Origin of the sequence: Pseudomonas sp. BMS12, assembly GCF_001592875.1 — a bacterium.
Lineage (GTDB): Bacteria > Pseudomonadota > Gammaproteobacteria > Pseudomonadales > Pseudomonadaceae > Aquipseudomonas.
In genome coordinates this window covers 433027-443209 of sequence record NZ_LSOF01000005.1, presented here as the reverse complement: position 1 = coordinate 443209, position 10183 = coordinate 433027, and the positions used below count along the sequence as shown (strand labels likewise).

Sequence of the window (10183 nt, the reverse complement as noted above, 5' to 3'; positions counted from 1 at the left end):
CTGGAGCTAACGATGGGCGGTCGGTGGGACATCTTCTGCAGCGTGGTGGACAACTACGGCGATATCGGGGTGACCTGGCGTCTGGCTCGCCAGCTGGTTGCCGAGCATGGCCTGGCCGTACGCCTTTGGGTGGATGAGCCGGCGGCCTTCCTGCGCCTGTGTCCGCAGGCCGATGCAGGGGCTGCGCGCCAGCACGTCGAAGGTGTCGAGGTGTGCCACTGGCTGGCCGATTTCCCGGCGATAGAAGCGGCCGATGTGGTGATCGAGGCCTTTGCCTGCACGTTGCCGACCCGCTACGTCGAGACGATGGCGGCGCGTCCGCGCAAGCCGCTGTGGTTGAACCTGGAATACCTCAGCGCGGAGGACTGGGTCAGCGGCTGCCACGCGCTGCCGTCACCGCAAGCCAGCGGCTTGCAGAAGTTCTTCTTCTTTCCCGGTTTCGTCGAAGGCACGGGCGGATTGCTGCGCGAGGCCGATCTGCTGGCGCGGCGCCAGGCATTCCAAGGCGCTCCGCAGGCGCGGCGCGAGTTCCTGGCGCGGCTTGGGGTTAGCCCACGGGAGCATGAGCGACTGATTTCCCTGTTCGCCTACGAGACCCCGGCGCTGGCTGGCTGGCTGGACGCCCTGGCTGCCGATCCGCAGGAGACACTGTTGTTGGTGCCTCAGGGGCGCATCGAGGCCGATCTGCGTCAGTGGCTCGCTGTCGACGAGCTAGGCGCGGGGGACAACTGGCAGCGCGGCAACCTGCGCGTGCAGCTGCTGCCATTTCTCAGCCAGGCCGACTACGACCTGCTGCTGTGGAGCTGCGACTTCAATGCGGTGCGCGGCGAGGATTCCTTCGTGCGGGCGCAATGGGCGGGGCGGCCATTGCTCTGGCATATCTACCAGCAGGAGGAGGGCGCTCACTGGGACAAGCTCGAAGCCTTCCTGGACATCTATTGCGCCACGTTGGCGCCCGTGGAGGCTGACGCGCTACGGGCGCTGTGGCGAGCCTGGAACGGACGCGGCGACATGGCTCGGGCCTGGGTTGTCTGGCAGGAACGGGCCAAGCCGCTCGCCGCCCAGGCCGAAGCCTGGTGCCGGCTGCAGGCCTCTCGTCCTGATCTTGCTGCGGCACTGGTGCAGTTTTACCGAAATTGGCTATCATGCGCGGCCTAGAAATCTGTACCTCCATCCAAATCCGGATACTCGTATGAAAACCGCACAAGAAATGAAGCCCAACAGCGTGGCTCTGATCGACGGCCACCCGTGGCTGATTCAGAAAGCCGAATTCACCAAGTCCGGCCGTAACAGCGCCATCGTCAAGATGAAGCTGAAGAACCTGATCAACGGCTCCAAGACCGAGACCGTTTACAAGGCCGACGACAAGATGGAGCCGGTCATCCTTGAGCGCAAGGAAGTGACCCTGTCCTACATCAGCGGTGAGGACTACGTTTTCATGGATCCGGAGTACAACTCCTACGAGCTGCGCGCCGAAGATCTGGAAAGCGTTCTGCCGTTCATCGAAGAAGGCATGACCGATATCTGCGAAGCCGTGTTCTTCGAAGGCAAAGTGATCTCCGTTGACCTGCCGACCACCATCGTACGCAAGATCGCGTACACCGAAGGTTCCGCCCGTGGCGATACCTCCGGCAAGGTGATGAAGCCGGCCAAGCTGGCCAACGGTACCGAAGTCAAGGTTGCAGATTTCTGCAACATCGACGACTGGATCGAAATCGACACCCGCGACGGTTCCTACAAGAGCCGTACCCAGGCGCCGTCGGCCTAAGCCAACGCCCTGTACCGCGAGTACGCAAAAAGCCCGGCCTAGTGCCGGGCTTTTTGTTGCCTGGGTTTTTGTGTGGGCAACCAGGGCGCTAGTGGGAGCGGCTTCAGCGGCGCCTCGGTCTGGTGAATGGCGCTTTCGTGGCTGAAGCGGAAGGCCGCCTAACCGCTCCCGCAGGTTTTCCTCTCCGGTTCAATCCATCTTGAGCCCGCGCTGCAGGGCCAGGTCCCAGGGCGGCACCGGGCCGAAGCGGGCCTGCAGGAAGTCCAGCAGCAGGCGGCTGCGCGAGCTGGCGCCGCTGGCCAGGCGCAGGGCGTAGATGCCACTGGGCTCGGGGGCTGGCAGGCCGTTGTCGCAGAGCAGCGGCAACAGCTCGCCGCGTACCAGGTAGTCGCTGATCAACCAGGTCGGCAGGTGGGCGATACCGAGGCCGGCGAGGGCAGCGAACAGCAGGGTCTCGGCATTGTTGGCCGTCATGCGCAGGCGTCCGGGGCGCAACAGTTGCGGTCGGCCGTCTAGCTCGAAGCGCCAGGCATGCGGTGGCGACAGGGCGTCCCAGTCCAGGCCGTCGTGCTGCGGCAGTTCGCGCACGTCGCGCAGCAGGCCACGGCGCTTGATGTACTCGGGGCTGGCGCACAGTACCCGCACCAGTGGCGCCAGTGGCGTGGCGACCAGGCGAGTGTCGGCCAGCGGGCCGATGCGCAGCACCAGGTCCACTTCACCCAGATGCTCGCCGTGCAGGTCGATGAAGCTGTCGATCAGGCGTAGCTGCACGTCCAGGCCGGGGTAGAGCGTGAGGAACTCGGCGATGGCCGGCGCCAGATGGCGGCGACCGAAGGGCGCCGGGGCATCGATGCGGATCAGGCCCTCCGGCGCACTGCTCAGCGATACCGCCTCGGCTCGTGCCTGGTGCAGTTCAACGAGGATGCGCCGGGCGCGTTCGGCAAAGGCCAGGCCCGCTGGTGTGGCGCGCACCGCGTGGGTACTGCGCTCTACCAGTTGGCAGGCCATGGCCCGCTCCAGAGCGTCGATGCGTCGGGCCACGGCCGAGGGCGTGAGTTGCTGGCGGCGCGCGGCGGCGGAGAAACTGCCGCTCTCCAGCACATCCAGATAGAGGGCGAGCTGTTCGGTGAGTTGATCCGGTTGCATGGTCTGCCTTTGCGTGAAATGCAAAGCCATTGTGCGCGGCTATGCGTTTCCGTGCCATACGCCAGGGCTTAGCATGCCGACCTGCGTTGTGGAGGTGGCATGAGTCCTATCGATCTGTTGGTGAACCTGTTGCTCGGCCTGGCGCTTGGCACTGTTGGCGGGCTGTTCGGCATCGGCGGTGGGCTGATCGCCATTCCGGCCCTGGGGGTGCTGTTCGGCCTGGACCAGCAGTTGGCCCAGGGCACGGCTCTGGTGATGGTGGTACCCAACGTGTTGCTGGCGTTGTGGCGCTATAACCAGCGCAATCGCATCGAGCCCAAGTACGCCTTGCTGCTGGCGGGCTCGGGCATCGTCTGCGCCTGGCTGGCTTCGTTGTATGCCGTCGAGTTGCAGGCTGAGCGCATGCGTCTGGCCTTCGTGGTTTTTCTCGTGGCGTTGGCGCTGTACAACCTGGCGCGCCTGTTCATGCGCACGCCGCCGGTGTCTCAGGAGTTGCGCCATCCCTGGCCCTGGCTCGGCGTGGTGGGCGGGGCGGCAGGTGCGCTCGGTGGCATGTTCGGTGTCGGTGGCGCGGTGCTGGCCGTGCCGGTGCTGACCAATGTGTTCGGCGCCGGCCAACTGATGGCGCAGGGCCTGTCGCTGGCCCTGGCATTACCGAGCACCAGCGTGACGCTGTTGACCTACGCGCTGCATGGCCATGTCGACTGGGTCATGGGCATTCCCCTGGCCGTCGGCGGCCTGCTCAGCATCACCTGGGGCGTGAAGCTGGCCCACGCGCTGCCGGAGAAGGTCTTGCGTGGTCTGTTCTGTGGCTTTCTGGTGCTCTGCGCGGTGTTGCTGGCCCTGGAGTAGGCAGCTGTGGTTTTGTGGGAGTGGCTTTAGCCGCGATGCTCTTACGCTGTTTCAATCAGGGCCGAAGTGGGGACGCCCTGTGACGTATCGTCCAACCGTTCCCAACCCGCCGATGCCCCAATAGCGCTACAGGCGGAACCCCTCGACTATGTGTTCGGCCAGGGTGTCGATGACCTGTGAGCTGCGCTGTGAATTGCGCAGCAGGACGATGCTGGTCATCGGCAGGCTGGGCAATCCTTCCGCTTCGCCGAGGATGCGCATGTCCGGGGTGATCAGGCTCTGCAACTGGGCGGTGAGCGCCAGGCCGGCGCCGACCACGGCGAAGATTGCCGACAGGCTGGGGCTGGTATAGGCAATGCGATAGGGGCGTTCGATGGCGTCGAGGGCGTTGCAGGCCCAGGCGCGGCAAAAGCAGCCGGCGTTGAACATGGCCAGCGGCATGGGGTTCTGTTCGTGCGGGCTGAAGCCCTGGGCTTCGGCCCAGACGAAACGCTCCTGGCGCAGCAGCTGGCCGATCTCCTTGCCGGGCTCGCGGGTAACGATGGTCAGGTCGAGGTCTTGGCGCTGCAGCAACTGGCCGGAGGTCTCGCAGTGCACTTCCACTTGTACCAGCGGATAGGCCTGGGCGAAGCGCGAGAGAATGTCCGGCAGAAAACGCATCACGTAGTCGTCCGGCGTGCCGATGCGCACGGCACCGACCATGTGCGGTTCGCGCAGGGTGTTGAGCACTTCGCCGTGCAGCTTGAGGATGCGTCGCGCATAGCCCAGCAGCACCTGGCCTTCCGGGGTGAGGCGCACCTGGCGGCCGTCGCGTTCGAACAGCGAGCGCTGCACCACGTCGTCTTCCAGGCGTTTCATCTGCATGCTCACCGCCGACTGGGTGCGATTGACCACTTCCGCCGCGCGGGTGAAGCCGCCGTTGTCGGCGATGGCGACGAAGCTGCGCAGCAGTTCGGTATCGATGCTGGGGTAGTGGGCCATTCATCAATCTCCAAGATGCATTGCATAAGAAACATTCGTTGGATTGATCTTAAGCGCGAACCGAAACTGACGCCAACCCCACAGGGAGGGCGTGATGATGAAAGGTCAAAAAGGTTTTGCCATTGCACATTCCATTTCACTGGACGGCCTGCATTGGCCACGCCTGCGCTGGTGGCAGCGGTTGCAGCGCGGCTTGCAGTTGGCGCGTGAGCGCCGGCAGTTGGCGATGCTCGACGATGCGGCGCTCAAGGATATGGGTCTGACGCGCGGCGATGTAATGCAGGAAAGTGAGCGGTCGTTCTGGGATGATCCGCTGCAGCGTTGAAGGGCCAGGCCCTGGTGAGGAGTGATGATGGGTGGTTCCGCTGTGCGCAAGGGCGCCGATGGTTTTCTCTTTCAACTGATGCTGGTGCTGTGCGCCATCTGGGGCAGTCAGCAGGTGGCGATCAAGCTGGCGGCCGAGGACATCTCGCCACTGCTGCAGGTGGCGCTGCGTTCCGCTATCGCCGCAGCTCTGGTCGGCATGCTGCTGCTCTGGCAGGGCACCTGGCGCGGGTGGCTGCGGACTACCTGGGCCGCCGGCGCCTTGGCCGGAGCCTTGTTCGCTCTGGAATTCTTCTTTATCGCCCGTGGCCTGCAGTACACCTCGGCCTCGCACATGGCGGTGTTTCTCTACACTGCGCCGATCTTCTCCGCGTTGGGCCTGCACCTGTTGTTGCCCAGCGAGCGCTTGCGCAGCCTGCAATGGCTGGGCATCGGTCTGTGTTTCGGCGGCGTGACCCTGGCCTTCGGTGGCGCCGGTGAGTGGGCACTGCTCGATTCGCGCATGTTGCTGGGCGACGCCCTCGGCCTGTGCGCTGGCATGGCCTGGGGCGCTACCACCCTGGTGGTGCGTGGCTCGCGGCTATCCGAGGCGCCGCCGGCGCTGACCCTGTTCTACCAACTGGCGGTGGCCTTCGTGCTGTTGCTGGCCTTTGCCGCCTACAGCGGTGCCCTGAGCCCGGTGCGCTGGACGCCGGTGGCTATCGCCAGCGTGCTGCTCCAGGGGGTGGTGGTGTCCTTCTTCAGCTACCTGACCTGGTTCTGGCTACTGCGGCGCTATCTGGCCTCGAACATGGCGGTGTTCTCCTTCATGACCCCCCTGTTCGGCGTTACCTTTGGCGTGCTGGTGCTGGATGAACCGCTGACCCTCAACTTCGTGGTCGCTGCCGTGCTGGTGTTGCTGGGTATCAGCCTGGTCAGCAGCCACGCCTGGTTGCGCAGGCGCCTGGGCGCCTGGCGTGGCATCACCGGACAACCCTGACGGATCGACAAGGAGTCGCCATGTCCCGTTATCAACTGGCCCAACTGAATATCGCCACCTTGCTGGCACCACTGGACTCGCCGCAGCTGGCTGACTTCGTCGCTAATCTGGAGCGCATCAATGCCCTGGCCGAGGCTGCGCCGGGCTATGTCTGGCGTCTGCAGGACGAGGATGGTGACGCCACCGCGATTCGCCCATTCGGCGACGAGGTACTGGTCAATATGTCCGTCTGGCGGGACGTGCAAGCGCTCAGCGATTACGTCTACAAGTCGGCCCATACCGAAATGCTCAAGCGTCGTCGCGAGTGGTTCGCCAAGGTGGGGCAGGCGCACATGGTGCTCTGGTGGGTGCCGGCCGGGCATCGGCCCAGTGTCGAGGAGGCCGCTGCGCGATTGGCTCACCTGCATGAGCATGGCCCGAGTGCGTTTGCCTTCAGCTTCCGTCAGGCCTTCGCTGCGCCGGCCGCTGCCCTGAGCGAGTCTAGCGTTTGACCCTGACACTGTCGCTTGCCGAAGCGAGGCGGCTGGCCCTTGCCGCACAGGGCTTTACCCGCCCGCCGCGCGGCGTGGTAGGTGCGCGCCAGCTGCAGGCGCGGATAGAGCATCTCGGGGTGCTGCAGATCGACTCGGTCAACGCCCTGGTGCGCTCTCACTACTTGCCGGCGTTTTCCCGGCTGGGGCACTACGATCCCGTGCTGCTCGACCGCCTGGCCTGGGGCGCAGCGCGCCAGCGCCGCCTGTTCGAGTACTGGGGGCATGAGGCTTCGCTATTGCCGCTGGAGCTCTACCCGTTGCTGCGTTGGCGCATGCGCCGTGCGGCGGCCGGGCAGGGCATCTATCGCCAGCTGGCCGAGTTCGGTCGCGAGCAGCAGGATCTGATCCGGCGTGTGCTGCAAAGCGTGCGTGAGCAGGGTGCCCTGGGCGCCGGCAGCCTGAGCTCGCGCCGGGAGAAGGCTGGCCCCTGGTGGGACTGGAGTGCGGAGAAGCATGCGCTGGAGTGGCTGTTTGCTGCTGGCGAAGTGACGGTGGCTGGGCGACGCGGGTTCGAGCGTCTGTACGATCTGCCGCAGCGGGTGATTCCTGCGGCTCAGTTCGAGTACCCCGAGATCGATGAAGCCGAAGCGCAGCGCAGGTTGCTGCTGAAGTCGGCCGCCGCCCTCGGCGTGGCAACGGAGCGCGACCTGCGTGATTACTACCGCCTGGATGCCGACACTGCCAAAACGCGCATCGCCGAATTGGTCGAGGCAGGCGAGCTACGCCGGGTGGCTGTCGAAGGCTGGAAACAAGCGGCCTACTGCCATGGCGAGCCGAGTATTCCGCGGCGCGTGAAGGCCAGTGCGCTGCTGTCGCCCTTCGACTCGCTGATCTGGGAGCACGAGCGCACCGAACGCCTGTTCGGCTTCCGCTACCGCCTGGAGATCTACACCCCGCCGGCCAAGCGGGTGTACGGCTACTACGTGCTGCCCTTTCTGCACCACGAACGCCTGCTGGCGCGCCTCGATCTGCGCAGCGAGCGGGCACACGGGCGCCTGGCGGTGCATGCCGTGCATCTGGAGGAGGCGGTGTTGAGTGAGGAGGCGCTGCATGCCCTGGCTGATGAACTGCGCGCATTGGCGCAGTGGCTGGGGCTGGTGGAGGTGGCGTTGAACTGTCGTTCGCCGGTGGCTGGGCTGTTACGGCCGCTGTTGAGGTAGCGACCGTAAGCCCTTATTGGAGAGGGGTATAGGCGTTTACCAACGCATAGCTGCTCCAACTATGTCGCAGTCCTCAGGCATCTTTTCTCTGACTGTTTTAACGTAAGCGTTCCATTCATCTTTTTGCAGAGACTTGTTCGCGGCAACCTGCTCTTGCAACTCCCCGCAGATCTTTTCGTCCTTCTCGATGGCCGCCAGCTTGGCCTTGAGGTCGTCGCTACTGATCCTGGTGCCATTGATGGGGCCGAAGTACAGGGTATTGCCGTCTTCGGAGAGTTTGAGTGGCGTGTTTCGGTAGGACAGCCCCTCGTCCGACTCGCTCAGAGCCATGGCGTCGGTGTTGTTCAGGACGTTCTCGATGAACAGGTAGGTATCGCCGTCCTTCTTGATTTCGGCAACTCTCTCCGAACCGGTGAACTTGTTCTCGTACTGGTACAGGCCTATGGCTTTGTCGTGGTCGCTGCCGCAGCCCACCAACAAAAGGGTCAGGGCCGCTATCAGCGTGGCTTTGATCTGCATGTTTACCTCCATGTGGTTGTTGCTCCGTTGTTACTCGGCGGCGATGCGCTGACGAATGTGCGCGGCACGATCGGCCGAGCCCGGGTGGGAGTCGAACATGCTGCTGTCGCCGCCGCCCAGTTCGGCCAGTTTGTCGAAGGCGCTGGCCAGGCCCTGCAGCGGAATCTGGCGTTCTTTCAGCAGATCGAAGGAGAAGTCGTCGGCGGCGCTTTCCTGGGACTGGGAGAACTGCGCGTTGATCAGCGCCTCACCCAGGTCGCCCAGTTGCGAGCTGGACAGCGCCATTGCCGCGCTGTTGCCGGAGGAGGCGATGGCGCCACGGGCCACGGAAGTGGCGTAGGCGGCCTGCATGGCCTTCTTGGTGTGGCCGAGCGCGACGTGGCCCATCTCGTGGCCGAGTACGCCTTCCACCTCGTTGTCGTTCATCAGGTCCATCAGGCCGCTGTAGACGCGCACGCAACCGTTGGCCATGGCCCAGGCGTTGACTTCGTCGGTGAGGTAGACCTTGTAGTTGACCGGGGTGCCGTTGACCTGGCTGCCGAGGTTGGCGGCGATGGTTGCCAGGCGCTTGCTGTACTTGCTGTCGGCCGGCGCGATGGGCGACTGGGCATCCATCTGCACGCAGGCATCGTCGGCCATGGTCTTCACTTCGGCATCGCTGAGGGTCGCGGCCTGCATGGCTTGCAGTCCGGTGTTGAGCATGGCGTCGGGGCTCATGTTCTGGCAGCCGGCGAGCAGGGTGGCGAAGGCGAGGGCGGAAAGGGAGTACTGCAGTTTCATGGTCATCGTCCTTGAAAGGTAAGCCTGTAGAAATGGCCGAGAGGCGTCGGCATCCCGGCCGGCGCGGCATTGTCGGCGATATGGCGGGAGTGGCAGTGTGCGCTGGGTCACATTGGTGGCCCGCCTGGCCGTGTCCATGGCCAGCGCTTCTTGCCCTGATCCTAGCGGGCTGCGATAGGCGCCTCTGTTGCAGGTGGCTGAGGTTGACGGGGTGCGACAGTGCGGCGTGACACCAGCAGCACCCCGGCCAATACCAGGCCGGCCCCCAGCAGCTGCGCCAGCGACAGCGGTTCGGACAGCAGCAGCCAGCCGAAGAAGATGGTCAGAATCGGGCCCAGGGTACCGATTAGCACAGTGCGGGCCGAGCCGATGCGCTGCACGGCGGCGGATTGCCAGAGCACCGGCAGCACCGTGGAGAACAGGGCCATGGCCGCACCGTAGGCGTACACGTCCAGCGGCTGCTGCAGGGCGGAGAGTGGCTGGGTGGCGAGGAAGTGGATCTGCGTGGCGAAGGTGGACACGATAATCGCCAGCGCGGCGAAGCGCAGGGTGCCGAGGTTGCGGATGGAGACTTCGGCACCGGCGCTGTAGAAGGCATAGGACAGCGCCGAGGCGAAGACGAAGGCCGCGCCGATCAGCACCGTGGCGATGTCGTCGGCGAGCTCCAGGTCATGGGTAAACGCCAGGCCGATGCCGGCATAGGACAGCACCAGCGCGCCAATCTGCCGGGGTTCCAGGCGCTTGCCCATGAACAGCACGCCGATCAGTACGGTCAGCGTCGGGTAGATGAACAGGATCAGGCGCTCCAGTGCGGCGGAAATGTACTGCAGGCCGATGAAGTCCAGGATGCTGGCGCCGTAGTAGCCGAGCAGACCGAGGGCGAGCAGCAGGCCCCAGTCGCGGGGTTTGAGCGGCGGTGCCGAGCGGCACAGCCAGAGGGCGGCCACCAGGGCGAAGGGCAGGGCGAAGGTCATGCGCAGGGTCAGCAGCGTGACCGGGTCCACCGGCGCGGCGGCGTAGGCCAGCTTGACGAAGATCGCCTTGAAGGAGAAGCCGAAGGCGGCCAGCACGGCCAGCACGACACCCATACGTTCGGCGGACCAGGTTTTCCAGTGCATTGACGTGTACATCCCAAAGAGTT

Annotated in this window: 12 protein-coding genes; 7 read left to right on the top strand and 5 right to left on the bottom strand. The window is 64.8% G+C overall.

Going from position 1 to position 10183, the window contains the following annotated elements; translation table 11 throughout:
- Positions 1–12: 12 nt before the first annotated feature.
- Together earP and AYB31_RS05500 are read left to right on the top strand one after the other, a co-directional pair.
- Positions 13–1158: an elongation factor P maturation arginine rhamnosyltransferase EarP gene (gene earP, locus AYB31_RS05505; RefSeq protein WP_068826560.1), complete on the top strand. Its 1146-nt coding sequence runs from the start codon at positions 13–15 to the stop codon at positions 1156–1158.
- Positions 1159–1192: 34 nt separating this feature from the next.
- Positions 1193–1768 (top strand): elongation factor P, encoded by a 576-nt coding sequence (locus AYB31_RS05500; protein ID WP_068826558.1) that lies wholly within the window; start codon positions 1193–1195, stop codon positions 1766–1768.
- Between the two features lie 189 nt (positions 1769–1957).
- Here AYB31_RS05500 and AYB31_RS05495 read toward each other — a convergent pair whose 3' ends face one another.
- A complete protein-coding gene (locus AYB31_RS05495) occupies positions 1958–2914 on the bottom strand; it encodes a LysR family transcriptional regulator (protein WP_068826556.1) in 957 nt (318 codons plus the stop codon).
- A 99-nt stretch (positions 2915–3013) separates the two neighbouring features.
- Between AYB31_RS05495 and AYB31_RS05490 the strand changes: the two genes are divergently transcribed.
- A complete protein-coding gene (locus tag AYB31_RS05490; protein WP_068826554.1) occupies positions 3014–3766 on the top strand; it encodes a sulfite exporter TauE/SafE family protein in 753 nt (250 codons plus the stop codon).
- A gap of 126 nt (positions 3767–3892) precedes the next feature.
- Here the strand turns inward: AYB31_RS05490 and AYB31_RS05485 are convergent, their stop codons facing one another.
- Positions 3893–4747, bottom strand: a complete 855-nt coding sequence (locus AYB31_RS05485) for a LysR family transcriptional regulator (protein ID WP_068826552.1) — start codon at positions 4745–4747, stop codon at positions 3893–3895.
- A 97-nt stretch (positions 4748–4844) separates the two neighbouring features.
- Between AYB31_RS05485 and AYB31_RS05480 the strand changes: the two genes are divergently transcribed.
- From AYB31_RS05480 to AYB31_RS05465, 4 genes are read left to right on the top strand one after another with little or no spacing between them, the layout of a single operon-like run.
- Complete coding sequence (locus AYB31_RS05480; protein WP_068826827.1) at positions 4845–5072, top strand: DUF1127 domain-containing protein; 228 nt, start codon at positions 4845–4847, stop codon at positions 5070–5072.
- 27 nt (positions 5073–5099) lie between these two features.
- Positions 5100–6050 carry a DMT family transporter gene (locus tag AYB31_RS05475; protein WP_068826550.1) on the top strand — a complete coding sequence of 317 codons (951 nt, stop codon included), beginning with the start codon at positions 5100–5102 and terminating at the stop codon, positions 6048–6050.
- Positions 6051–6070: 20 nt separating this feature from the next.
- Positions 6071–6541 (top strand): DUF3291 domain-containing protein, encoded by a 471-nt coding sequence (locus AYB31_RS05470; RefSeq protein ID WP_068826548.1) that lies wholly within the window; start codon positions 6071–6073, stop codon positions 6539–6541.
- Entirely contained in the window at positions 6538–7743 is a 1206-nt protein-coding gene (locus AYB31_RS05465; protein WP_068826546.1) for a winged helix-turn-helix domain-containing protein, read from the top strand. Before AYB31_RS05470 ends, AYB31_RS05465 begins: the two co-directional genes overlap by 4 nt.
- Positions 7744–7779: 36 nt before the next feature.
- Here AYB31_RS05465 and AYB31_RS05460 read toward each other — a convergent pair whose 3' ends face one another.
- The 3 genes from AYB31_RS05460 to AYB31_RS05450 form a co-directional block, all read right to left on the bottom strand.
- Positions 7780–8262, bottom strand: a complete 483-nt coding sequence (locus AYB31_RS05460) for a hypothetical protein (protein WP_153020640.1) — start codon at positions 8260–8262, stop codon at positions 7780–7782.
- A gap of 30 nt (positions 8263–8292) precedes the next feature.
- Positions 8293–9042, bottom strand: a complete 750-nt coding sequence (locus AYB31_RS05455; RefSeq protein ID WP_068826542.1) for a M48 family metallopeptidase — start codon at positions 9040–9042, stop codon at positions 8293–8295.
- A gap of 161 nt (positions 9043–9203) precedes the next feature.
- Complete coding sequence (locus tag AYB31_RS05450) at positions 9204–10160, bottom strand: DMT family transporter (RefSeq protein WP_068826541.1); 957 nt, start codon at positions 10158–10160, stop codon at positions 9204–9206.
- Positions 10161–10183 lie beyond the last annotated feature (23 nt).

Bases quoted from the DNA above. Each gene is read 5' to 3' on its own strand.
- AYB31_RS05490 (WP_068826554.1), top strand. From the start codon at position 3,014: ATGAGTCCTATCGATCTGTTGGTGAACCTGTTGCTCGGCCTGGCGCTT.
- AYB31_RS05455 (WP_068826542.1), bottom strand. From the start codon at position 9,042: ATGAAACTGCAGTACTCCCTTTCCGCCCTCGCCTTCGCCACCCTGCTC.
- AYB31_RS05450 (WP_068826541.1), bottom strand. From the start codon at position 10,160: ATGCACTGGAAAACCTGGTCCGCCGAACGTATGGGTGTCGTGCTGGCC.
- earP (WP_068826560.1), top strand. From the start codon at position 13: ATGGGCGGTCGGTGGGACATCTTCTGCAGCGTGGTGGACAACTACGGC.
- AYB31_RS05460 (WP_153020640.1), bottom strand. From the start codon at position 8,262: ATGCAGATCAAAGCCACGCTGATAGCGGCCCTGACCCTTTTGTTGGTG.
- AYB31_RS05500 (WP_068826558.1), top strand. From the start codon at position 1,193: ATGAAAACCGCACAAGAAATGAAGCCCAACAGCGTGGCTCTGATCGAC.
- AYB31_RS05485 (WP_068826552.1), bottom strand. From the start codon at position 4,747: ATGGCCCACTACCCCAGCATCGATACCGAACTGCTGCGCAGCTTCGTC.
- AYB31_RS05470 (WP_068826548.1), top strand. From the start codon at position 6,071: ATGTCCCGTTATCAACTGGCCCAACTGAATATCGCCACCTTGCTGGCA.
- AYB31_RS05480 (WP_068826827.1), top strand. From the start codon at position 4,845: ATGAAAGGTCAAAAAGGTTTTGCCATTGCACATTCCATTTCACTGGAC.
- AYB31_RS05495 (WP_068826556.1), bottom strand. From the start codon at position 2,914: ATGCAACCGGATCAACTCACCGAACAGCTCGCCCTCTATCTGGATGTG.
- AYB31_RS05475 (WP_068826550.1), top strand. From the start codon at position 5,100: ATGGGTGGTTCCGCTGTGCGCAAGGGCGCCGATGGTTTTCTCTTTCAA.